This window comes from Dactylosporangium sp. NPDC049525, from assembly GCF_040676755.1.
Taxonomy (GTDB): Bacteria; Actinomycetota; Actinomycetes; order Mycobacteriales; family Micromonosporaceae; genus Dactylosporangium.
On the sequence record NZ_JBFAPO010000032.1, the window covers coordinates 1 to 22,349 of the forward strand.

Below are 22,349 nucleotides of genomic sequence, written 5' to 3' on the forward strand. Positions count from 1 at the left end.
GCCTGGGGTGCGGCGGTCACCCCGCCGCCCGCGTCGCCGGCCGCGCCGGTGACGCCGGGCCCGGCCCAGACCGGCACTCCCCCCCCCCGCCGCGCCTCGTTGCGCGGCCGGGGCGCGCCGGCGCGCACGTCGAGGACACCAGTCAGTTCCACGCCCAGGTCGAGCAGGTCCAGCGCGGCGCGCAGCGCGCGGTCGTGGGCGCCGAACACAAGCGCGCGCCGGCCGGTGCGCACCCCGTAGCGCCAGGCGTATCCGGCGGCGGCCCCGGCGAGCATGACGCCGGGCCGGTCCCCGCCGGCGAAGAGGATCGGACGCTCGTGCGCGCCCGTGGCCAGGATGACGCGCCGCGCGCGGATGTGCCAGAGCCGTTGCCGCGCCACGTGCGCCGGTGCCGCGTCGCCGAGGTGTTCGGTGCGCCGCTGCACCGCGACGAGGAAGTTGTGGTCGTACGAGCCGGTGACGGCCGTGCGGGTGAGCACGCGCACCTCGGGCAGCGCGGCCAGCTCGGCGGCCATCGCCGGCACCCGGTCCAGCGCCGGCGAGGGCCGTTCGGCCAGCAGCGCGCCGCCGAGCTCCGGTTGTTCGTCGGCGAGCAGGACGCGGGCGCCGGTCCGGCCGGCGGCCAGTGCGGCGGCCAGCCCGGCCGGGCCGCCACCGACGACGAGCACGTCGACGTGGATCCAGGTCTTGTCGTACCGCGACCCGTCCGGTGTGTCCGGCAGCTCGCCCTTGCCTGCTAGGGACCGGGCGGTCAGACCGTCGTAGACCTCCAGGGTGGTCGCGCGGGCCATCGGTTCGCCCGGGCCGCTGTCGACCTGGACGAACGCGTGCGGTTCGGCCGGGCCGAGGTCGGCGACGCCGCGCGGGCGGCCCGTGTACGGGCCGCGCGCGACGATCCGCACGCCGTTGGCCAGCAGCGCCGAGGCGAGGGTGTCGCCGGGGTGCGCCGGGTACTCCCGGCCGTCGAAGCGCAGCGTGACGGTGCGGGTCCGGTCGATGCGACCACCGACCGGCAACCGGAACTGCCCCGCCGCTGTCATCGGATCTCGTTCGTGACGGTGTGCCGCACGACATTGAACCAGCGGCGGCAGCCGGCCGTGTGGCACCACCGCTCGGCGAAGAATCCCTTGGGGTTGTCCCGCATGAAGACGTACTCGGCCCACTCGGCGTCCGTCAGCGCCATCGGGTCCGGCGGGTAGGCCACGCCGGCCTGCCCGCCGTAGCGGAACTCGGTCTCGTCGCGGTGCCCGCACCACGGGCACGGAATGGACAGCATCAGCCGATCCCTCCCCTCAGTGCGCCACGGCCGCGGCGCCGTGCTCGTCGACCAGCGCACCGGTGCTGAACCGTTCGAGCGCGAACGGTGCGGCGAGCGGGTGGGGGCGCCCGCCGGCGATCGTGTCGGCGTAGACCCAGCCGGCGCCCGGCGTCGCTTTGAACCCGCCGGTGCCCCAGCCGCAGTTGATGAAGAGGTTCTCGACCGGGGTGAGCCCGAGGATCGGCGACGCGTCCGGCGACACGTCGACGATGCCGGCCCAGGTCCGCAGGACGTGCGCGCGGGCGAAGATCGGGAACAGCTCGACCGCGGCGGCGAGCTGGCTCTCGATGACGTGGAACGAGCCGCGCTGGCCGTAGCCGTTGTACGCGTCGATGCCGGCGCCCATCACCAGCTCGCCCTTGTGCGCCTGCGACACATAGACGTGCACGGCGTTGGACATGACGACCGTGTTGAGCACCTGCTCGAGCAGTTCGCTCACCAGCGCCTGCAGCGGGTGGCTCTGCAGCGGCAACCGGAACCCGAGCGACGCGGCCAGCACCGACGTGTGCCCGGCGGCGCACAGCGCCACCCGGCCGGCCTCGATCGTCCCGCGGCTCGTCGTGACGCCGGTGACCCGGTCGCCGTCGCGGAGGAACCCGGTCACCTCGCAGTTCTGGATGAGGTGGACGCCGAGGCGGTGCGCGGCCCGCGCGTACGCCCACGCGACGTAGTCGTGCTTGGCGATGCCGCCGCGCGGCTGGAAGGTGGCCCCCATGACCGGGTACCGGAGGTCCTCGGAGACGTTGATGATCGGCACGAGCTGTTTCACCTCGGCCGGGGTGAGCCACTCGGCGTCGATGCCGTTGAGCCGGTTGGCGTTGGCCCGGCGGCGGCCTTCCCGGACGTCGGACGGGTTGTGCGCGAGGTTGAGCACGCCGCGCTGGCTGAACAGGATGTCGTAGTCGAGCTCGTCGGCGAGGGTCTCCCACAGCCGCAGCGAGTGCTCGTAGATCGCGGCGCTCTCGTCCCACAGGTAGTTGGAGCGGATGATGGTGGTGTTGCGGGCCATGTTGCCGCCCGCGAGCCAGCCGCGTTCCAGCACCGCGACGTTCGTGATGCCGTGGTTGCGGGCCAGGTAGTACGCGGTGGCCAGGCCGTGCCCGCCGGCGCCGACGATGACGACGTCGTAGCCGCGCTTCGGCTCGGGCTCTGCCCACAGGAATTCGGGCGGTTCCGTCATGACCGCAGCCGCTGCATTGCCGGGTCGAACAGCGGCTCCGCGGTCACGACCGCGTCGACGCGCTCGTCGAAGTAGCCGATCTGCACGCTCGTGCCAGGCTCCGACAGCTCGGCCGGCAGCCACGCGTAGGCGATGCCGCGCCCGATCGTGTAGCCGTACGCGGCGCTGGTGACGTAGCCGACGCAGCGCGGCCCGTGGTACACCGGTTCCTTGCCCAGCACCACCTGGGCCGAGTCCTCGATGGTGAGGCAGGTCAGCTTCCGCCGGGGCTCGTCGCGCCCATCGAGAGCCGACCGTCCGACGAATTCGCCTTTTTTCATGTGTACTGCGAAGCCCAGGCCCGCCTCGTACGGGTCGTGCTCGGGCGTCATGTCCACGCCGAACGCGCGGTACCCCTTCTCCAGGCGGAGGCTGGTGAAGGCGCCCCGGCCAGCGGCGATGACGCCGAGGTGCTGCCCGGCCTGCCACAGCGTGTCCCACAGCTTCAGCCCGAGATCCGCGGTGGTGTACAGCTCCCAGCCCAGTTCGCCCACATAGGACAGTCGCAGCGCGGTGACCGGCACCGTGCCGACGTACGTGCGGGTGCCGCGGAAGTAGCGCAGCCCGTCGTTGGACAGGTCCGTGGTCGTGAGCGGTTGCAGGAGTTGCCGCGCGAGCGGCCCCCACACCCCGACGCAGCACGTTCCCGCGGTGATGTCACGCACGACGACGCCGGTCCCGGCCGCCCGCCGGTTGAGCCAGTCCAGGTCGAGGTTGCCGTTGGCGCCGACCTGGAACTCGTCGGGGCCGACGCGGGCGACGGTGATGTCGCTGCGGATCCCGCCGCGCTCGTCGAGCAGCAGGCAGTAGGTGACCGAGCCGACCGACTTGTCCAGCTGGCCGGTGCTCAGCCGCTGCAGCAACGCCAGCGCGCCCGGCCCGCTCACCTCGATGCGCTTGAGCGCCGACATGTCGAACAGCGCGACCCGCTCGCGCGTGACCTGTGCCTCGGCGCCGACGATCGGCGACCAGTACCGGGCCGCCCACGCGTTGGGCCGGGGGATGTCACGGCCGTCGAGCAGGCCGGCGTTCGCCTCGTACCACTGTGGACGTTCCCAGCCGGACGCCTCCAGGAAGTACGCACCCAGCTCCTGCTGCCGCGGGTAGAACGGGCTGGTCCGCAGCGGCCGCGGCGCCTCCATCGGCTGCAGCGGATGGATGATGTCGTACACCTCGACGTAGTTCTGGCAGTCGCGCATGCGCACGTACTCGGGGCCGCGTTGGTGCGGCTCGAACCGGTTGACGTCGCAGTCGTGCAGGTCCGTGGTGGCGGCGCCGTCGACGAGCCACTCGGCGACGGCGCGGGCCACACCGGCGGAGTGCGTCACCCAGACCGCCTCGGCGATCCAGAAGCCGCCGACCTGCGCGGACTCGCCCAGCAGCGGCATGTTGTCGGGCGTGAAGGAGAAGAGCCCGTTGAAACCGGTGTCCAGCTTCGCTTCCCGGGTCGACGGGAGCAGCTGCAGGGTGTGCTCCCAGGCCGGGCCGAAGTCGGCCTCGGTGAACGGCAGCATCGACGGCATCGTCTCGGCAGTGTCCATGGCGGGGTCCACGGCGACGATCTCGTCCGCGTCTATCGGCAGCGGACGGTGGCCATACCAGCCGATGCCGAGGCGGTCGTAGCGCTCGCGGAAGTACAGGTCGCGGTCCTGGTGGCGCAGGATCGGGTGGGTCGCCTCGGCGGTCTGCCCGGCGAGTGCCGGGACCTGGCCGGTCCACGCCAGCTGGTGCGCGAGCGGCGTGAGCGGCAGCGTCATGCCGACCATGCGGGCGATGCGCGGGCCCCAGATGCCGGCGCAGCAGACCACGACGTCGGCCGGGAACTCGCCCTGGGCGGTGACGACCGCGCGCACCCGTCCGTCGGTGACCCGCACGTCGAGCACCTCATGGCCGCCGAGGAACGTCGCGCCGCGGGCCTGCGCCGCGCGGGCCTGCGCCTCGCCGGCGGCGACGGCGTTGGCGAGGCCGTCGGTCGGCACGTGCAGCCCGCCGAGCACCCGGTCCGCCGCGACGAGCGGGTGCAGGTCGGCGCAGGCCTGCGGCGTGATGACCTCCGCATCGATCCCCCACGCGGTGGCCCAGCCGTGCCGGCGGTGCAGTTCCGCGAGGCGTTGCGGCGTCGTGGCCAGTTCCAGGCCGCCGACCTGGTTGAAGCAGCCCAGTTCCACGTACTTGCGCACCGTGTACTGCGCGAAGTCGGCGAGGGTCTTGGCGCCGTTGGTCTGGAACACCAGCCCCGGCGCGTGCGAGCTGGAGCCGCCGGTGGCGAACAGGGGTCCCTGGTCCAGGACGGTGAGGTCGGTCCAGCCCCGCGCGGTCAGCTCGTCGGCGAGGGCGCACCCGACGATGCCGGCGCCGATGATGACGACCCGAGGCATGGCGCCCTCCCTTTGTGTTTCGTCTTACGCAACACAAAACGTATTACGCAACAGTCTGCGGCCGTGTCGCCGCGCCCGTCAAGGGCGCGGCGAACGGGCCGAGCGCTGCCGGCGATTACCCGAGCCAGGCCTTGACCTTGTCGGGGTTGGCGTCGATCCACTTCTTCGCCGCCGCCTGCGGCGTCAGGTTGTTCACGGAGATGTCCTGGGCGACCTTGTTCTGGTCGTCGTTGGTCCAGTTGAAGTTCTTCACCACGGCCACCGCCGGGCTGCCCGAGTCGGCGAACTTCTTGCTCACGACCTTGTTCAGCGTGTACGGCGGGTACCCGCACGCGACCTTCTGCGCGTCGGCGTCGCACCCGGCGGTGTACGGCGGCAGTTCCACCCGCACGAGCTTGAGCTCGCTGAAGAACCACTGCGGCTCGTAGAAGTAGCCGATGACCGGCTTCTTCTGCGCCTCGGCCTGCCGGAACGCCTGGATCAGCGCGGTCTCGCTGCCCGCGTAGACCACCTTGTAGTTGAGCTTCAGGTTGGTGACCAGCGCCGCGTCGTTGGTGACGAACGACGGGTCACCGTCCAGCAGCTGACCCTTGCCGCCGGACTCGGAGGTCTTGAACAGTTCCGCGTACTTGTTGAGGTTCTCCCACTTGGTGATGTCCGGGTACTGCTGGGCCATCCACGGCGGCACGTACCAGCCGATGTAGCCGGTGTTCTTGGTCGGCCCGAAGTCGACCGCCACCTTCTGCTCGGTGATGTACTTCTTCGCCAGGTCCTCGTGACCCCAGTTCTCCACGATGACGTCCACCTCGCCGGTGCCGAAGCCCTGCCAGGAGACCTGCTCGTCGATGTTCTTCTCCACCACGGTGCACCCGAGCTTGTCCTTGAGGACCTGCCCGAGCACCGCGCCGTTGGCCGTGTAACCCACCCAGGCGTTCATCGCCAGGTTGACGGTGCCGCAGGGCGTGGCGCTGCCGCTGGCTGCCGGACTACTGCCACCGATCTTCTCGCCACCGCAGCCGGCGAGCGCCAGGCCCACAACCGCGGTGAGCGCCACCCACTGGATCGACTGTTTCGACGTACTCAACACCGCTCCTCCTTTTGCCGTAGTCAGTGGTGCGCCCGCCCGGTCCGGTTGGCGGCCGCCCGCGCGGTCCGGTCCAGCAGAACCCCGAGCAGGACGATCGCGGCGCCGGCGGCGAGGCCTTTGCCGAACTGGCTGATCTGTGCGAAGCCGGCCACGACGTCGTAGCCGAGCGCGCCGGCGCCGACGAGGCCGCCGACCACGACCATGGAAAGGACGTAGATGATCCCCTGGTTGGCGGCCAGGGCGAGACCGCGCCGCGCCATCGGCAGCTGGACCTTGGTGATGATCTGCCAGGTCGTCGACCCGGAAGCGGTGGCGGCCTCGACGGCGGCGTGCGGCACGCCCCGCACGGCGTCGGCGACGAGCTTGATGGCGGCCGGCGCGGCGTAGACGACCGCCGCGGTGATCGCGGTCAGCCGGCTCGCCCCGAACAGGCCGAGGAACGGCACGAGGTAGACGAACGCCGGCATGGTCTGGCCCGCGTCCAGGACCGGCCGGATCACCCGGTCGGCGGCGGCGCTGCGGGCCATCCACACGCCGACGACGACACCCAGGGCCATCACGATGACCGTGGCGACCAGGGTGGCCGCGAGCGTGAACATGGCGTCGTACCAGACGCCGAGGGCGGCGATCAGCCCGGCGCAGCCGGCCGTGACGAGGCCCGCGACCCGCCCGCCGAGCAGCAGCGACAGCAGCACCATGGCGGAGCCGGTGAGGTACCACGGCCCCTCGGCCAGGACCGCCTGCAGCGGGTTGAGCAGCCCGTAGCTGATGACGTCCTTGAACGCGCCGGTGACCCCGGCCAGGTGCAGCTGCACCCAGTTCGTGGCCGAGTCCACCGCGCTGATGATGCTCCCGCCCAGGTCCGGGGCGGTGCCGGGGAACGTGGCGGCCCACACGTAGGTGTGTGACAGGTACACGCAGACGACCGTGCCCACCGTCAGGGCGAGCACGGCGAGCCTGCGGCCTGTGCGGTGGGTCCGGGCCCGCTGGCTCGCGGCCGTCGTCGTGCGGTCCAGCACGATCGCCATGACGACGATCGCGAGCCCCGCGTTGAAGGCCACCCCGACCTTCAGCGTCGTCAGCGCGCGGATGATGGTCTGCCCGACGCCGGGCGCGGCGATGAGCGCCGCGATGGTCACCATCGACAGCGCCGCCATGATGGTCTGGTTCAGGCCCACCACGATGGTCCGCTTCGCCATCGGCAGCTGCACCCGGGTGAGGATCTGCCATCGGGTGGAGCCCATCGCCCGGGCGGCCTCGACGGTTGACTCGTCGACGTCGCGGATGCCGTGCGCGGTGATCCGGATGATCGGCGGGATCGCGTAGATGAACGTCGCAATCACCGCGGATGCCGGCCCGATCAGGAAGAACAGCGCCAGCGGCGCCAGGTACACGTACGACGGCATCGTCTGCATGAAGTCGAGCACCGGCGTGACCACCGCATCGACCCGGCGGTTCACGCCGGCCCAGACGCCCAGCGGCAGGCCGAACAGCACGGTCAGCAGCACCGTGGCGAGGGTCAGCGCGAGCGTGTCCATGCTCTCCTGCCACAGCCCCTGCAGGCCGAAGAGCACGAAGCCGGCCGCGGTGAGCATTGCGACGCGCCAGTTGCCGAACCCGTAGGCGAGGGTGGTGGCGATCGCCACGACGCCGAGCCAGCCGATCTGCGGCACCGGGCGGTCGGCGCTCGGCCGGCTGATGAGGTGCTGGATGAACGTGACAAAGGCGTCGATCGCCGCGCGGATGTCGTTGAGGAAGTACACGAAGACCGGGTTGGAGTTGCGGCTCGCGCCGATCGCGTCATTGAGTTCGTTCAGCCGCAGATGTACCGAGGTCAGCGAGGCGGTGTCCAGCGCGAGCGTGGCGTGCCCGCGCAGGAGCACCCACAGCAGCAGCCAGACGGCCAGAACGACCGGCACGCCCCAGCGTGGGTCCAGGTGGGCGAGCCGGCGCCGGGCAACGCTCATCTCGGCGGTGGCCATCAGCCCTCCCCCGGCCGTTCCGCGGCGATCACGGCCAGGATCTCCGCCGCGCCGACCACCCCGACGACCTCGTCGCCGTCCTGCACCCGGATCGGGCGGTCCGCGCCGAGCACGGCACGGACCGCGTCGCGGATGACCACGTCGGCGGCGAGCACCGGACCGTCCAGCGGATCGTCCGGCGTCGCGGGCCTGGCGATCCAGCGCAGCGTGAGCACGTCGGAGCGGGGCACGTCGCGGACGAAGTCGCGCACGTAGTCGTCGGCCGGCGCGCCGACCACCTCGTCCGGCCGTCCGATCTGGACGATCTCGCCGTCGCGCATCACCAGGATGCGGTCGCCGAGCTTGAGCGCCTCGCTCAGATCGTGCGTGATGAAGACCATCGTCTTGCCCACCTCACGGTGCAGCCGGATGACCTCGTTCTGCATGTCGCGGCGGATCAGCGGGTCGAGCGCGGAGAACGGCTCGTCGAAGAACAGGATCTCCGGATCGACGGCGAGGGCGCGGGCCAGGCCGACGCGCTGCTGCATGCCACCGGAGAGCTGGTCGGGGTACAGGTGCTCGCGGCCCGTCAGCCCGACCAGGTCGACCATCTGCTGTGCCCGGGCCCGCCGCTGCGCCTTCTTCTCGCCGCGTACCTCCAGCCCGTACGCGACGTTGTCCAGGACCCGGCGGTGCGGGAGCAGACCGAAGTGCTGGAACACCATCGAGAAGCGGTGCCGGCGCAGTTCGCGCAGCTCGCCGGCGCCTGCCTCGCGGATGTCCTCGCCGTGCAGGAGGATCTGCCCGGCCGTCGGCTCGACCAGCCGGGTCAGGCACCGGATGAGCGTCGACTTGCCCGAGCCGGACAGCCCCATGACGACGAACACCTCGCCGGGCCGCACGTCGAACGAGACGTCGCGGACCGCGGCGACGCACCCGGTCCTGGCCATCAGCTCGGCGCCGCGCAGGTCTGCCTCGGGCCGGCCGATGATCTTCTCCGCCCGGGGCCCGAAGATCTTCCACAGTCCCTTGACCGTGAAGACCGGGTCGATCTGCTGTTCGGCGCCGTGCACGGGCGCCTGGAGCACGGACATGCGCCTCACCGTCCCTCTGGTTCGGATCCGAACCACCGCTGCGGCCGGGGCCGGACGTTCTGCCAGATGTGCTTGGTCTCGCGATACTCGGCCAGGCCGCTCGGCCCCAGCTCCCGTCCGACGCCGGAGCGCTTGAAGCCGCCCCACTCCGCCTGCGGGACATACGGGTGGTAGTCGTTGATCCAGACGGTGCCGTGCCGCAGCCTCGCCGCGACCCGCTGGGCCTTGCCGGCGTCCTGCGTCCACACCGCGCCGGCGAGGCCGTAGATCGTGTCGTTGGCGATGCGGACCGCCTCGTCCTCGGTCCGGAACCGCTCGACGGTGAGCACCGGACCGAACGACTCCTCCTGCACCACCCGCATCCCGGTGTGGCACCCGTCGAGGATCGTCGGCCGGTAGAAGTGCCCGAGCTCGCCGTCGCGCCGGCCACCGCAGACGAGCCGGGCGCCCTCGGCCAGGCCCATCGCGACGTACGCCTCGACCTTGGCCAGGTGCGCCGCCGAGATGAGCGGACCGGCCTCGGCGTCCGGATCGAACGGGCCGCCGAGCCGGATCCGGCCGGCCCGCGCGGCCAGCTCGGCGACGAATTCGTTGTGCATGCCGTCCTGCACCACGAGTCGCGCGCCGGCCGAGCAGACCTGGCCCGAGTGCAGGAACACGGCGGTCAGCGCGTAGTCCAGTGCGGTCTCGACGTCGGCGTCGGCGAACACCACGTTGGGGTTCTTGCCGCCCAGCTCCAGCGCGACCTTCTTCACCGTGTCGGCGGCGGCGGCCATGACCCGCCGCCCGGTGTCCAACCCGCCGGTGAACGACACCAGGTCGACATCGGGGTGTGCGGCCAGCGGCGCGCCTGCCGCCGGACCGGCGCCGAGCACGAGATTGGCCACGCCGGGCGGGACGCCGGCCTCCTCCAGCAGGTGTACCAGCAGGATGCTGGTCGACGGCGTCAGCTCGCTCGGCTTGAGGACGAACGTGTTGCCCGCCGCGAGGGCCGGCGCGACCTTCCACGAGGCCTGCAGCAGCGGGTAGTTCCACGGCGTGATGAGCCCGCAGACGCCGACCGGCTCGTGCACGATCCGGCTGATCGCGTCCGGGTTGCCGGTGTCCACGACGCGACCCGCGTCGGTGCCGGCCAGGCCGCCGTAGTAGCGGAACACGGCCGCCGCGTCGGCGACGTCGTACTCGCTCTCGACCAGCCGTTTGCCGGTGTCCAGCGACTCGGCCCGGGCGATCTCGTCGCGGTCGCGCATGAGCAGGTCGGCGACGCGCAGCAGCATGGCACCGCGTTCGACTGCGGGCGTCGACGGCCACGGGCCCTCGTCGAAGGCGGCCCGCGCGGCGGCGATGGCGGCCTCGGTGTCGGCCGGGCCGGCCTCGTCGACCGTGGCGACGTGCCGGCCGTCGGCCGGGCAGACGATGTCGCGCCGTCCGCCTCCCGAGGACTGCGTCCACTTGCCTGCGATGAACAGTTCCGGCATGAGACCTCGATGTCCGGGGCGCGCGTCTCTGCGGGGCGGTGTTGCTTAGGGCGCAACTCGTCCTGCTATGCGCGACAGTGTCCGCCCGGCGGACATCGACAGTCAAGGCTTTCGAAGAGTCGTGAGCGATCCTCTACATCGCCGAAACGCGGGCGCGATGTTCGGCAGCGTCAGGACGCGCCCAGCCGGCGGGAGACCTCGTCGGCGCAGCGCCGTACGGCCTCGGCCACCTCGGGCACCCGCAGCGGGGTCAGCCGGAAGCTCGGGCCGGACGCGCTCACCGCCGCCACCACCGCGCCGTCCAGGTTGCGGACCGGCGCGGCGACAGCGGTCAGGCCGATCTCCAGCTCATCGACGGTCGTGGCGTAGCCGCGGGCGCGCGTGTCGACCAGTTGGGCCTCCAGCCGGGCCGCGTCGACCAGCGTGTGGTCGGTGTAGCGCTCCAGCGGCCGGGCGAGGCACTCGGCAAGCAGGTGCGGCGCGAGGTACGCCAGCAGCACCTTGCCGTTGGAGGTGGCGTGCAGCGCGAGGCGCTGGCCCACCCAGTTGCGGGTCTGCAGCGCCGACGGCCCGGCGACCTGGTCCACGTACAGCGCCTCGCCGTCCGCCAGCACCGCCATGTTGATCGTCTCGCCGACCTCTCGCGCCAGCGCCTCGCACACGGGCCGGCTCTCCTGCACCAGGTCGAGGCGGGCGGTGGTGGCGCCGGCCAGGCGCAGGATGCCCACGCCGAGCCGGTACTTGCCCCGGTCGACGTTCTGGGCCACCAAGCCACGGTTCTCCAGCGCGGTCACCAGCCGGAACGCGGTGGACTTGTGCACGCCGAGCTCCGCGGCGATCTCGGTGACCCCGGCCTCGCCCGCACGGGCCAGGATCTCCAGCACCGTGACCGCGCGGTCCACCGACTGGACCGGCGAGCCGTTGTGCGAACTGTTGCTCATAGAGCAACAGTATGTCCCGCCGCGCGTCCTCGTGCTGCGGACCCATCGGTGTGACCGCGAAGGCGCCCGGGTCGCATCGCCGGCGAGACGCCGCCGCTCGTGGTGCGAGACTCCGCCGCTCGTATCGGCGGCGGCGGAGCTTGGCACGGATGCGGTTGGCTTGTAACGGTTGAAGCCAGGAGACAAGGAAGCAAGGAGGTGGGATCGTGCGGATTCTGATGATCGCGCCGCCGGGTGCGGGCAAGGGAACGCAGGGTGCGCTGATCGCCGCGCACTTCGGCATCCCCTGTATCGCGATAGGTGAGAAACTGCGTGATCAAGTAGCCCGGCAGACGGATGTCGGCCGGGCCGTTCAAAGCCACCTCGACCGTGGGGAGCTGGTACCCGACGAGATCGTGATGGACCTGGTCCACGATGGGTACGTCGCTGCGAAGGCGGCCGGCGGCGAGTACGTGGTCGACGGGGTGCCGCGCACCATGGCGCAGGCTCGGGCGATGTACCTGATCGGAACGGACCTGAAGTTGACCGCGAACGTCGCGCTGCATCTGAACGCCGACGACCAGGAAACGACACGGCGGCTGCGGGCGCGGGCCGCGATGCGACCGCTGGTCGACTACGTTCCCGAACACCTGCGCCGGCCGGTCGATCTTTCCGGCCTGGACTCGGCCTTCGGCCACGTCCCCGCCGCGACACCGCAAGGCTGAGCTCGGGCGGCCGTACGTACCCGGTGGCTCAGCGCTGCGGCGTCTCTGCTGAGGCTCAGGAGGGGCGCGGTGCCCGCCGGTCGCGGCGCTGTTCGAGCTCCTCGTCGCTGACCAGCGTTTGCATCGGCTGACCCGGCACCACGATCATGGTGGCCAGGAAGCGCAGCCAGGTGTCCGGCAGGTTGTTGGCGGTCTGGTAGTGGATGACGTCGCCGCCCGGCTCGAACACCGCCTCGCCGGCCCGGATCACTCGCTCAGGCTGGCCCTCCAGCTCGAAGGTCATCTCGCCTTCGAGGACGTAGGCGGACAGCGGGCCGGAGTGCCGGTGCGGCGGGACGCCTTCGCCCGGGGGCACCTCGAGCAGCACCGTCATGAGCTCGGGCGAATCCGGGATGAACGGCGGTGACTCGTCGAGCAGCGTCGTGCGTGTGACGTGGTCCGTGGGCATCGCGATCCTCCATGTCGTCCGAGGTGTCCGTAGCCACCGGCTACAGGCACCCATGGTTGCCCGGCGGTGCCCGAACGTGCCCATCCGGGCGAGGTGAGCGCCGCGCTGGAGACGATCACGCCTGACGACACCCTGTCTGCCGCCGCGCCTGGCAGCGGTCGAACAATCACCCAGTGCGGGATGAGTGTGCCGGGAACCGGTGGATATACGTTGCGAACGAGGAGAGGTTGCCCTGCTTTCTGACGTGAACCAGCGGGTCACGATCCACCGGAGGCCACCTTGACCACTATCACCACCGACCTGGACACGTTGTCCGTGAACACCATCCGTGGCCTGTGCATGGACGCGGTCCAGAAGGCCGGTTCCGGACATCCGGGTACGCCGATGGGCATCGCCCCGGTCGCGTACACCCTCTGGCAGCAGTTCCTACGATTCGATCCGGCCGATCCGATCTGGCCCAACCGGGACCGGTTCGTGCTGTCCGAAGGCCACGCATCGGCGCTGCTGTGGTCGCTGCTGCACCTGACCGGGGTGCGGGCAGTCGACCCGGACTACGAGGTGCTCGGCCGCCCCTCGGTCACCCTCGACGACCTCAAGACGTTCCGGCAGCTCGACTCCCGCTGCCCGGGCCACCCCGAATACCGGTGGACCAGCGGCGTCGAGACCACCACCGGCCCGCTCGGCCAGGGCGTCGCGACCTCGGTCGGCATGGCCATCGCCGGCCAATGGCTGACGTCCCGCTACAACCGGGACGGCTTTACCCTGTTCGACTTCGACGTGTACGCGATCGCCGGGGACGGCGACATGATGGAAGGCATCTCCTCGGAGGCCGCCTCGCTCGCCGGTCACCAGCGGTTGTCCAACCTGTGCTGGATCTACGACTCGAACCGCACGACCATCGAGGGCCACACCGACATCACCTTCACCGAGGACCTGGCCGAGCGATTCCTGGCGTACGGCTGGAACGTGACGACCGTCGCCGACGCCAACGACCTCGACCAGGTGAAGCGGGCGCTGCACAGTTTCCGGGCCGAGCACGAGCGCCCCACGCTGGTCCTGGTGCACAGCCACATCGGCTACGGCTCCCCGGTGGAAGACACCGCGAAAGCACACGGTGAGCCGCTGGGTCCGGAGGGTGTGCGGGAAACCAAACGGTTCCTCGGCCTGCCCGATGACACCGACTTCTTCGTCCCGGAGCAGGTGTACGACTGGTTCGCCCAGGGCATCGGTGCGCGCGCCAGCACGGCACGTGGCGCCTGGCATACGACCTTCCAGGCCTACCGCGCGAAGTATCCGGAGCTGGCCGACGAGATCGAGCGGATGCAACGGCGGGAGCTTCCGGACGGCTGGCAGGACGCGCTGCCCACCTTCCCGGCCGACGCGAAGGGGGTCGCCACCCGCGACTCCTCCGGTCACGTGCTCAACGCGCTCGCACAGGCGGTGCCATGGCTGTTGGGCGGCTCGGCCGACCTCGCCCCGTCCACCAAGACCCGCATCACGTGGCCCGGCGCCGGCGATTTCCAGGCCGACGACCGGTCCGGACGCAACCTCCACCTCGGTGTCCGCGAGCACGCCGCGGCGGCGATCGCCAACGGGATGGCGCTTTGCAAGCTCCGCCCGTACTGGTCGACGTTCCTGATCTTCTCGGACTATGCCCGCCCGGCGATCCGGCTGTCGGCGTTGATGGAGATCCCGACGCTGCACATCTTCAGTCACGACTCGATCGGGGTCGGCGAGGACGGACCCACCCATCAGCCCGTCGAGCAGCTCGCCTCGCTGCGGGCCATGCCGGGCCTGCTGGTGTTCCGGCCGGGCGACGCGAACGAGGTGGCCGAGACCTGGCGGGTGGTCGCCGGGCTGCGACGCGAGCCGGCAGCGCTCGTGCTGTCCCGGCAGCCGCTGCCCACCTTCGACCGCAGCCGGCTCGCCGCCGCGTCCGGGGTCGCGATGGGCGGGTACGTGCTGGCCGATGCGCCGTCCGGCGTCCCGGACGTGATCCTGCTGGCCACCGGCTCGGAAGTGGCGCTCGCGCTGGCGGCACGCGACGGGCTCGCCACCGACGGCATCGGAGCCCGGGTCGTGAGCATGCCGTGCTGGGAACTGTTCGACCGGCAGCCACGCCAGTACCGCGACCAGGTGCTGCCCCCGGCGGTCCAGGCCCGGGTCGCGATCGAGCAGGCATCCACGCTCGGCTGGGAACGGTACGTCGGGGACACCGGCGCGATCGTCGGCATGCACACGTTCGGCGCCTCCGCGCCGCTCAAGCATCTGTTGAGGAAGTTCGGCTTCACGCCCGAACGGGTGACGCAGGTCGCCCGGGAACAAGTGGCCGCGCACACCTGACCGCCGTGCAGATCATTCCCGAACTGACCAGCGACACCGTCAAGGGGGGAACGATGACAACGCAAAGACCCATGCAGATCGGCATGGTCGGGCTGGGCAGGATGGGCGCGAACCTTGCCCGCCGGCTCATCCGGGACGGCCACCACTGTGTCGGGTACGCCCGCACCGCGAGCACCGTGCAGCAACTCGTCGACGACGGTGCGGTCGGCGCCTCATCGCTCGCGGATCTCGTCGCGAAACTCGACAAGCCGCGCGCCGTCTGGCTGATGCTGCCGGCCGCGGTCGTGCAGCCCACGCTCGATCAGCTCGTCCCGCTGCTCGACCCGGACGACGTGGTGATCGACGGCGGAAACTCGTACTACCGCGACGACATCGCCCGCGCCAAGCAACTCGCCGCGCACCAGATCCACTACCTGGACTGCGGTACCTCGGGCGGCGTGTGGGGCCTGGGACGCGGATACTGCCTCATGATCGGCGGCGACAACGAGGCGGTCACGCGGCTCGACCCGATCTTCAAGACCCTCGCACCCGGTCGCGGCAGCGCGGAGTCCACGCCGAGCCGGACCCGTGACGGGACCGCACCCGAGGGATACCTGCACTGCGGCCCCAGCGGCGCCGGCCACTTCGTGAAGATGGTCCACAATGGCGTCGAGTACGGGATGATGGGCGCCATCGCGGAAGGGCTCTCGATCATCAGGCACGCCAACGCCGGCAAGACGGCCCGTACCGTCGACGCCGAGACCACGCCACTGCGTGACCCGGACGCATACCAGTACGACATCGACGTCGCCGAGGTCGCCGAGGTGTGGCGGCGTGGCTCGGTCGTCGGATCGTGGCTCATGGACCTCACCGCCGACGCGCTGGCCCGTTCACCCGAGCTGGACGACTTCGCCGGGCGGGTGTCGGACTCCGGTGAGGGCCGCTGGACGGTCCAGGCCGCAATCGACGAGAGCGTGCCCGCCCCGGTGATCACGACGGCGCTCCTCGAGCGGTTCGAGTCGCGGGGGCTCGGCGAGTTCACGGGCAAGGCGCTCTCCGCGATGCGCAGCGAGTTCGGCGGCCACGCGGAAACGAAGGTTTGACCACGGTGCGCCACGAGATCTCAGCACCGTCGGCCGGCCCGGGGCCGCCGGCCGATTCATGACAGGTCACGCAGGAGTTCGGGGTCGACGGTGGCGCTGCGCCGCACGACCGACACCTGGCCTCGTTGTTCGAACACCACGAACCGCACCGAGGCGAGCTCGTCGACGCCGTGCTGGCGCAGCAGGCCGTCCAGATCCTGGCGGGTCAGGCCGGTGCGGCGGAGCTCGTCGTCGAGCACCTTGCCGTCGGCGACCAGCAGTCGTGGCGGGTGGTCGATGAGCTTGGCGAACAGCGGCCGGTAGCGCAGCCGGGCGATGAGCCGGTGGGTGAGCAGGACGGTGATCAGGGTCGCCGCGCCGGCGAGATACCCGGCGTCGTGCGCGTTGGGCACCCGACCGACGATGGCTCCGGCGGCGACGGCCGCGACGAAGTCGAACGCCGACATCTCGGCCAGCGTCCGACGTTCACCGATCCGGAAGCAGGCCACGGCAGTGACGTACAGCAGCAACGTCTTGGCCACGACCCACCACACGTCGTAGGCGGATCCGAACACTTTTGCCACGGTCGCCGCTACCCGATCCGGTTGCACGGCAAACGCCGCACGGCTGCCGGGTAACCGCCCATCGTCCGACTGGCCGTGGGGCGCCCGGTCCGCCTTCGTCCGCGAGCGACACGCGCCCATCGATGCACCATTTCCGACAAGAGACCAATGGCCGAGGAGGCAATTCCCATGAAGGCGATCGTGGTGACGGACCAGGCTGCGGGAACGGCCGGAATGACGCTGGTGGAGCGGCCCGAGCCGTCGGCAGCGCTGAACGACGTCGTGGTTCAGGTTCATGCGTCGGGATTCGTCCCGACCGAGATGGAGTGGCCCTCGACCTGGACCGATCGCGTCGACCGTGACCGGACACCGTCGATTCCCGGGCACGAGCTGGCCGGAGTGGTCACCGCTCTCGGGTACGGCACGACTGGCCTGTCCATCGGACAGCGGGTGTTCGGCCTCACGGACTGGCATCGCGACGGCACCCTGGCGGAGTCTGTGGCCGTCGAGGCACGCAACCTCGCGCCGCTGCCGGGCGACGTCGACTTCACGGTGGGCGCCAGCCTGCCGATCTCGGGCCTGACCGCGTGGCAGGGGCTGTTCGAGCACGGCCGGCTTCAGGCGGGGCAGCGTGTCCTCGCGCACGGCGCGGCCGGGGCAGTCGGGACGATGGTGACGCAACTCGCGCGCGAGGCCGGCGCGTATGTCATCGGTACGGGGCGCGCTGCTGACCGTCAGAAGGCGCTCGACTTCGGCGCGATGGAGTTCGTCGACCTCGACAACGACGCCCTGGAAGACGTCGGCGGCGTCGACCTGGTGTTCGACGTCATCGGCGGAGACATCCAGACTCGGTCCGCGGCCCTGATTCGCGCCGGAGGAACACTGGTGACCGTCGTCGGGCCGCCCGAGGCGCGCCCCGCAAACGGCCTGGCGATCGACTTCGTCGTCGAGGCCGATCGCACCCAACTGCGTGAGATCGTCCACCGGGTGCGAGACGGACGACTGCGGACAAACATCGGCACCATCGCAACCCTGGACGATGCCGTCGCCGCCCTCAACCCGACCGGGCGGATCAAGGGCAAGACGATCATTAACGTTCGTCCATGAGATGACTGATCCATCTCAACCGTCGGCGGCGACGCTCCTAGCCCGTCTGGTCGGCGCGCCGCCACCACCGCACCGTGGCACCCACGGCCACGACGCCGACGGCGGCCACGGTGATCGGGCTCCACCAGCCGGCGTGCTGACCGTCGGGTCCGGTGACGCCGGTGTACAGCGCGGGCACGGACCACGGGAAGTAGGCGCCGTAACCGAGGGCGGCGACGATCTGGGCGCTGAACACGGCGCCGAACAGCGCGCCGACAGCGGCGAGGTAGCCCCGGCCGGCGCTGGCGGCCAGCGCGAAGGGGAACGTGAGCAGCAGCGTCATCCCGGCGGCCGCGACCAGTCGGCCGAGCCCGTGCGTGGCCGCGCCTGCGGACCAGCCGGGCAGGTCGAGGATCGCGCCGCCGGCGATGCCGAGCCCACACAGGTACAGGGTGAGCACCGCGGACCAGCCCGCGGCGACGGTGAACTTGGCCAGCACGATCGCCGTGCGGCTCGTGGGGAGGGCGAGGAGGTCCTTGACGGTGTGGTCGGAGAACTCCCGCCCGAAGATCCAGATGATGAGGACGCCGAAGATGCCGACGCCCCCGATGGAGCTGATCTGACCGAGCAGCGCCAGGTGACCGGGCCAGTCGGCGGTGATGGTCGCGAGCTGCGCCTTGTCGCCGAGCAGGCCCAGCTTCCTGGCCCGGCCGGGGTCCTGGCCGATGTACATGAACAGGGTGCCGACGGCGCCGGCGACGGTGAACCCGAGCAGCGTGATCCACCACATGCGGGACCGCCGCAGTTTGACCGTTTCGGTGATCAGTGCCGCGGTCATCGGTCGGCTCCCGGTTCGGTGACGAGGCGCAGGAAGTACCGTTCGAGGTCCTCGCGGTCGATGACGAGCTCGGTGGGTGGGCAACCGGCCCTGACCAGGACCGTGGCCACGTCGTCGGAGCGGCGCGGGGCGTCCGGCCCGGTGACGGCCAGGCGGTGCCCGTCGACGGGTTCGCACGGGTAGCCGGCGGCGGTGAGCGCGGCCCGGGCCGCAGGCAGGTCACGGGCGGACACCAGCAGCCGCTGCCGGAGCCGGTCGGGCAGTTCGGCGGCGTCGAGCTGTTGCAAGAGGCGGCCGTGGTGGATGACGCCGATCCGGGTCGCGGTGCGGGCGACCTCGGCGAGCAGGTGGCTGGACAGGAAGATGGTGGTGCCGTGCCGGTCGGCGAGGTCGCGCAGCAGGGTGCGGATCTCCACGACGCCGGCCGGGTCCAGGCCGTTGGTGGGTTCGTCGAGGATGAGCAGCCGGGGCCGGTGGATGAGGGCCTTGGCCAGGCCGAGCCGTTGCGCGTTGCCGAGCGACAGTGCCCCGGCCCGCCGGTCGGCGTAGCCGGTGAGGTCCAGCCGCTCCAGCACGTCGTCGACGACGTCCCGGGCGGTGATGCGGCGCAGCCGGCGGACCAGGTGCAGGTTCTGCCGGACCGTCAGCTCCGGATACGCCGCCGGTGTCTCCACGAGGTGGCCGACGCTGTTCCACGGGCCGGTGCCGGACGATCCGACCGGCGCGCCGAGCACGGTGACGCTGCCGGCGGTGGGCCGGATCATGCCGAGCAGCATCCGGATGAGGGTGGTCTTGCCGGCGCCGTTCAGGCCGAGCAGTGCGTAGATGTCCCCGGCACGCACGTGCAGGTCGAGCTGGTCGACGGCCAGGACGTCGCGGTAGCGCTTGCTGAGGGTCGTCGCGGCGATGACGGTGTCAGTCATGCTCGTCCAGTTCGACGGCGGGCCATTGCAGCAGCCGGGCGCCGAGGACTGCGGCCTCGAGGGTGAACCGCTGCATCGGTTCGGTCGGGGCGTAGCCGGTCAGGGCGGTGATCCGGTCGAGGCGGTAGGTGACGGCCCGGCTGGTGAGGTGCAGGACGCGGGCGGCGGCGGTGATGTTGCCGTGGTGGTCGAAGAACGCGGTCAGCGTGTCCAGCATCGGCTGGACGCCGCCGCGGGCGTCGCGCAGCGGGCCGAGGACCGACTGGACGAGGTCGACGATCGCGGCCCGGTCCCGCAGGAGCACCGGGAACACCAGCAGGTCCGCGGCGTGCAGCACGGGTGTGGTGAAGCCGAGCCGGGCGGCGAGGTGCAGGGCGTTGCGGGCCTCCTCGAAGGACCGCATGACCCCGGCCGGCCCGGACTGCGGCCGGCCGACGCCGATCTGCCAGCCGGACGGGCGGCCGAGCACGGTCAGCAGGTGGTGCGCGAACTCGCCCGGCCCGCCGCGCAGCGTGCTGGGCAGGACGCACACGAGGAGCCCGTCGCGGACGGCGACAAGGACGTTGTGCTGCCCGAACCGTCCGGTGAGGCCGGCGTCGACCCGCACCACGACCTCGTTGGTGAACGGGGCGTCGGCCCGGGCGACGGCCACGACGTGCCGGCCGGCGAGCAGCAGCCCGAACCGTTCGGCCTGCTCGGCCAGCCGGCCGGCGTCGTGCCGGCCGTGCAGGAGGTCGTCGATGAACTGCTGCCGCATGCGGGCATCGACCAGCGCGGCCTGCCGCTGCGCGCTGTCATGCCCGTCCAGCAGTGCCGAGGTCACGTCCCGCAGCGCCGTCACCAGTGCCCGCCCGGCGGCTCGGGCCTGACCGGCGGTCACGGCACCGGGCACCGGGTCGGCCGCGGCGTGCTCGGCGACGTGCAGCGCCGTCATGACCAGGTCGCGGACCCCGACGCCCTCGGCGGCCGCCGCCCCGCCGAGGTGCCGGCACGTGCTGAGCTCGGCGGCGTCGGGCCGGCGTCCGGTCCGGGCCGTCGCCGCGAGGATGTCCCCGAGCGCGGCGGCCAGGTCGTCGGTGGTGTCAGACACGGACGTCGCGGCGGTCGAAGCCGCGCAGCGCGAACCCGGTCAGGGCCGCCGACCCGGCCAGCAGGACCAGCAGGTAGCCGACGTGGAAGCCGGCGTGCAGTGGGTCGCCGCCGAGGTAGTAGTGAAACGGTGAGAGCCAGCGCAGCGGCTCCAGCCATGACACGCTGCGGCCCAACGCGAAGATGACGTATCCGGCCATGGCGACGGTGCCGGCCACGCCGAGCGCGGTCGCCCGCCGCCCGGTCGCGGCGCCCACGGCCATCGACAGGGTCGCGTGCAGCAGGCCCAGCGCGAACAGCCCGACGCTGGCGGCGGTCACGTCGACCACGCTCACCCCCATGTGCAGAGTCTGGCTCAGCAGCAGCGGCAGGACCAGCAGCACCAGCCCGAGGCCGCCCATGACGGTCAGCAGCGCGCAGTACCGCTGCCACACGAACCGCTGCCGGCTGATCGGGTTGGCCAGCAACAGGTCCAACACGTGCCGGTCCTCCAGACCGGCGACGGCCTTCGCGCCGAACATGATGCCGGCCATGCTCAGCAGCAGCGGCCCGATCACGCTGTACACGGTGCTCTGCAGGTATCCGGCGCCGGTGGTCATGTCCTGCAGCCCGAACGCGACGGACAACCCCTTCGGCATCGTGTCGGTCTTCAACGTCAGCAGCGCGTCCTGGTCCCGCAGGCTCGCCCAGGACCCCAGGTACACCAGCACGAACACGGCCAGGCCGACCGCCCAGCCGACGGTGGCGCGCCGCCAGTCCCGCACCGTCTTGACCACGAGCGGGGACATCAGGTCAGGCAGCATGGTGCGCACCGTCCTGGGCGTAGTAGTAGCTGAGGAACGTCTCCTCGAGGTCCGGTTCGGTGGAGATCAGGTCCACGACCGTGTGCCGGGCCGCCGCCTTGATCAACGCGTCGAGCTTGCCGTCGACGGTGCACCGGACGACCGCACCGTCGACGACCAGGTCGGTCACCCCGGGCAGGCCGGCGAAGTCGCTCGCCGGCACCGCACCGTCGAAGTGCAGTTCGACGTGCCGTTTGGCGCGCTTGCCGAGTGACTCGACTCTTTCGACCGCGACGAGGCGGCCCTGCCGTACGATCCCGACCCGGTCCGCGGCGTGCTGGACCTCCGCGAGCAGGTGCGAGGACATGAACACCGTCTGCCCGGCCCGGCGGGACTGCCGTACCAGTTGCAGGAACTCCTGCTGCATCAACGGGTCCAGGCCACTGGTCGGCTCGTCGAGGATCAGCAGGTCCGGGTCGTGCATGAACGCCTGTACCAGCCCGATCTTCTGCTTGTTGCCCTTCGACAGGTCCGTCACCGTCCGGCCGAGGTCGAGCTCGAACCGGTCCGCCAGCTCCACGATGCGCTGCCGCGCGACACCGCCACGGGCGTCGCCGAGGAACCGCAGCAGCTCACCGGCCTTGTCCCGGCCGTCGAACGCCAGCTCCCCCGGCAGGTAGCCGATCCTGCGGCGGGCCGCCACACCGTCGCCGCCGCGCGGCGCGGCGCCCAGCACCCGCACAGTGCCCCGGGTCGGGCGGATGAAGTCGAGCAACAACCGGATCGTGGTCGTCTTCCCCGCACCGTTCGGCCCCAGATAACCGAACACCTCGCCGGCCTCGACCGTCAATGTCAGGTCCTCCAGCCCGCGTTGCGAGCCGTAGAACTTCGTCAGACCGTCGGCCTGCACCACCGCGGTCATGAGGGCCGCCCGCGGGCCGTGTTCAGGATCGTGCTGTCGTCCATGCCGGCAGCATCGCCCCGGCGGCGGCACCGCGCCAAGGCCGGCATCCGGACGCGTTCGGTGCGCCGATCC

The 22,349-nt window shown here is 71.3% G+C and carries 20 protein-coding genes; 4 read left to right on the forward strand and 16 right to left on the reverse strand.

Annotated elements, in window-relative coordinates; genetic code table 11:
* From AB0K00_RS35140 to AB0K00_RS35180, 9 genes are all read right to left on the reverse strand, one after another.
* The coding region (locus AB0K00_RS35140; protein WP_363529568.1) for a 2Fe-2S iron-sulfur cluster-binding protein at positions 1–1,040 on the reverse strand (1,040 nt) is incomplete at its 3' end.
* On the reverse strand, positions 1,037–1,276 hold the full coding sequence (locus AB0K00_RS35145) for a sarcosine oxidase subunit delta (protein ID WP_363529569.1): 240 nt from the start codon (positions 1,274–1,276) through the stop codon (positions 1,037–1,039). The genes AB0K00_RS35140 and AB0K00_RS35145, both read right to left, overlap by 4 nt.
* Positions 1,277–1,292: 16 nt before the next feature.
* On the reverse strand, positions 1,293–2,498 hold the full coding sequence (locus AB0K00_RS35150; RefSeq protein ID WP_363529572.1) for a sarcosine oxidase subunit beta family protein: 1,206 nt from the start codon (positions 2,496–2,498) through the stop codon (positions 1,293–1,295).
* On the reverse strand, positions 2,495–4,915 hold the full coding sequence (locus tag AB0K00_RS35155; protein ID WP_363529575.1) for an FAD-dependent oxidoreductase: 2,421 nt from the start codon (positions 4,913–4,915) through the stop codon (positions 2,495–2,497). The genes AB0K00_RS35150 and AB0K00_RS35155 overlap by 4 nt, the downstream gene beginning before the upstream one ends.
* A gap of 115 nt (positions 4,916–5,030) precedes the next feature.
* Positions 5,031–5,999 carry an ABC transporter substrate-binding protein gene (locus AB0K00_RS35160; protein WP_363529578.1) on the reverse strand — a complete coding sequence of 323 codons (969 nt, stop codon included), beginning with the start codon at positions 5,997–5,999 and terminating at the stop codon, positions 5,031–5,033.
* Between the two features lie 23 nt (positions 6,000–6,022).
* Positions 6,023–7,969 (reverse strand): ABC transporter permease subunit, encoded by a 1,947-nt coding sequence (locus tag AB0K00_RS35165; RefSeq protein ID WP_363529823.1) that lies wholly within the window; start codon positions 7,967–7,969, stop codon positions 6,023–6,025.
* Positions 7,970–7,983: 14 nt separating this feature from the next.
* Entirely contained in the window at positions 7,984–9,057 is a 1,074-nt protein-coding gene (locus tag AB0K00_RS35170; RefSeq protein ID WP_363529581.1) for a glycine betaine/L-proline ABC transporter ATP-binding protein, read from the reverse strand.
* Positions 9,058–9,062: 5 nt separating this feature from the next.
* Positions 9,063–10,535: an aldehyde dehydrogenase family protein gene (locus AB0K00_RS35175; RefSeq protein ID WP_363529584.1), complete on the reverse strand. Its 1,473-nt coding sequence runs from the start codon at positions 10,533–10,535 to the stop codon at positions 9,063–9,065.
* Positions 10,536–10,705: 170 nt separating this feature from the next.
* A complete protein-coding gene (locus AB0K00_RS35180) occupies positions 10,706–11,476 on the reverse strand; it encodes an IclR family transcriptional regulator (protein ID WP_363529587.1) in 771 nt (256 codons plus the stop codon).
* A 206-nt stretch (positions 11,477–11,682) separates the two neighbouring features.
* Between AB0K00_RS35180 and AB0K00_RS35185 the strand changes: the two genes are divergently transcribed.
* Complete coding sequence (locus tag AB0K00_RS35185) at positions 11,683–12,180, forward strand: nucleoside monophosphate kinase (protein WP_363529590.1); 498 nt, start codon at positions 11,683–11,685, stop codon at positions 12,178–12,180.
* Positions 12,181–12,235: 55 nt separating this feature from the next.
* On the opposite strand, the gene AB0K00_RS35190 is transcribed toward AB0K00_RS35185, so the two are convergent.
* Positions 12,236–12,628, reverse strand: coding sequence for a cupin domain-containing protein (locus AB0K00_RS35190; protein ID WP_363529593.1), 393 nt, complete (start codon positions 12,626–12,628; stop codon positions 12,236–12,238).
* Between the two features lie 279 nt (positions 12,629–12,907).
* Here AB0K00_RS35190 and tkt point away from each other — a divergent pair, with 279 nt between their 5' ends.
* Both tkt and gnd read left to right on the forward strand, forming a co-directional pair.
* Entirely contained in the window at positions 12,908–14,971 is a 2,064-nt protein-coding gene (tkt, locus tag AB0K00_RS35195) for a transketolase (protein ID WP_363529596.1), read from the forward strand.
* Positions 14,972–15,024: 53 nt separating this feature from the next.
* Complete coding sequence (gnd, locus tag AB0K00_RS35200; protein WP_363529599.1) at positions 15,025–16,053, forward strand: phosphogluconate dehydrogenase (NAD(+)-dependent, decarboxylating); 1,029 nt, start codon at positions 15,025–15,027, stop codon at positions 16,051–16,053.
* A 56-nt stretch (positions 16,054–16,109) separates the two neighbouring features.
* Here the strand turns inward: gnd and AB0K00_RS35205 are convergent, their stop codons facing one another.
* Entirely contained in the window at positions 16,110–16,607 is a 498-nt protein-coding gene (locus AB0K00_RS35205; RefSeq protein WP_363529602.1) for a YetF domain-containing protein, read from the reverse strand.
* A 177-nt stretch (positions 16,608–16,784) separates the two neighbouring features.
* Here AB0K00_RS35205 and AB0K00_RS35210 point away from each other — a divergent pair, with 177 nt between their 5' ends.
* Positions 16,785–17,702: an NADP-dependent oxidoreductase gene (locus tag AB0K00_RS35210; protein WP_363529605.1), complete on the forward strand. Its 918-nt coding sequence runs from the start codon at positions 16,785–16,787 to the stop codon at positions 17,700–17,702.
* Between the two features lie 37 nt (positions 17,703–17,739).
* On the opposite strand, the gene AB0K00_RS35215 is transcribed toward AB0K00_RS35210, so the two are convergent.
* Genes AB0K00_RS35215 through AB0K00_RS35235 form a run of 5 tightly spaced genes read right to left on the reverse strand, consistent with a single transcriptional unit; the run spans position 17,740 to position 22,235 of the window.
* Positions 17,740–18,519: an ABC transporter permease gene (locus AB0K00_RS35215; RefSeq protein WP_363529607.1), complete on the reverse strand. Its 780-nt coding sequence runs from the start codon at positions 18,517–18,519 to the stop codon at positions 17,740–17,742.
* The gene (locus AB0K00_RS35220) at positions 18,516–19,442 is read right to left on the reverse strand and encodes an ABC transporter ATP-binding protein (RefSeq protein ID WP_363529610.1); all 927 of its coding nucleotides are present in this window, start codon (positions 19,440–19,442) and stop codon (positions 18,516–18,518) included. The genes AB0K00_RS35215 and AB0K00_RS35220 overlap by 4 nt, the downstream gene beginning before the upstream one ends.
* Positions 19,435–20,532 (reverse strand): helix-turn-helix domain-containing protein, encoded by a 1,098-nt coding sequence (locus AB0K00_RS35225; protein ID WP_363529613.1) that lies wholly within the window; start codon positions 20,530–20,532, stop codon positions 19,435–19,437. The genes AB0K00_RS35220 and AB0K00_RS35225 overlap by 8 nt, the downstream gene beginning before the upstream one ends.
* Positions 20,525–21,334: an ABC transporter permease subunit gene (locus tag AB0K00_RS35230; protein ID WP_363529616.1), complete on the reverse strand. Its 810-nt coding sequence runs from the start codon at positions 21,332–21,334 to the stop codon at positions 20,525–20,527. Before AB0K00_RS35230 ends, AB0K00_RS35225 begins: the two co-directional genes overlap by 8 nt.
* Positions 21,324–22,235, reverse strand: a complete 912-nt coding sequence (locus tag AB0K00_RS35235; RefSeq protein ID WP_363529619.1) for an ABC transporter ATP-binding protein — start codon at positions 22,233–22,235, stop codon at positions 21,324–21,326. Before AB0K00_RS35235 ends, AB0K00_RS35230 begins: the two co-directional genes overlap by 11 nt.
* Positions 22,236–22,349: the final 114 nt, after the last annotated feature.

Excerpts from the sequence above, each read along its gene's own strand:
- AB0K00_RS35145 (WP_363529569.1), bottom strand. The coding sequence starts at position 1,276 with ATGCTGTCCATTCCGTGCCCGTGGTGCGGGCACCGCGACGAGACCGAG.
- AB0K00_RS35150 (WP_363529572.1), bottom strand. The coding sequence starts at position 2,498 with ATGACGGAACCGCCCGAATTCCTGTGGGCAGAGCCCGAGCCGAAGCGC.
- AB0K00_RS35155 (WP_363529575.1), bottom strand. The coding sequence starts at position 4,915 with ATGCCTCGGGTCGTCATCATCGGCGCCGGCATCGTCGGGTGCGCCCTC.
- AB0K00_RS35165 (WP_363529823.1), bottom strand. The coding sequence starts at position 7,969 with ATGAGCGTTGCCCGGCGCCGGCTCGCCCACCTGGACCCACGCTGGGGC.
- AB0K00_RS35170 (WP_363529581.1), bottom strand. The coding sequence starts at position 9,057 with ATGTCCGTGCTCCAGGCGCCCGTGCACGGCGCCGAACAGCAGATCGAC.
- AB0K00_RS35175 (WP_363529584.1), bottom strand. The coding sequence starts at position 10,535 with ATGCCGGAACTGTTCATCGCAGGCAAGTGGACGCAGTCCTCGGGAGGC.
- AB0K00_RS35180 (WP_363529587.1), bottom strand. The coding sequence starts at position 11,476 with ATGAGCAACAGTTCGCACAACGGCTCGCCGGTCCAGTCGGTGGACCGC.
- AB0K00_RS35190 (WP_363529593.1), bottom strand. The coding sequence starts at position 12,628 with ATGCCCACGGACCACGTCACACGCACGACGCTGCTCGACGAGTCACCG.
- gnd (WP_363529599.1), top strand. The coding sequence starts at position 15,025 with ATGACAACGCAAAGACCCATGCAGATCGGCATGGTCGGGCTGGGCAGG.
- AB0K00_RS35210 (WP_363529605.1), top strand. The coding sequence starts at position 16,785 with ATGAAGGCGATCGTGGTGACGGACCAGGCTGCGGGAACGGCCGGAATG.
- AB0K00_RS35215 (WP_363529607.1), bottom strand. The coding sequence starts at position 18,519 with ATGACCGCGGCACTGATCACCGAAACGGTCAAACTGCGGCGGTCCCGC.
- AB0K00_RS35220 (WP_363529610.1), bottom strand. The coding sequence starts at position 19,442 with ATGACTGACACCGTCATCGCCGCGACGACCCTCAGCAAGCGCTACCGC.
- AB0K00_RS35230 (WP_363529616.1), bottom strand. The coding sequence starts at position 21,334 with ATGCTGCCTGACCTGATGTCCCCGCTCGTGGTCAAGACGGTGCGGGAC.
- AB0K00_RS35235 (WP_363529619.1), bottom strand. The coding sequence starts at position 22,235 with ATGACCGCGGTGGTGCAGGCCGACGGTCTGACGAAGTTCTACGGCTCG.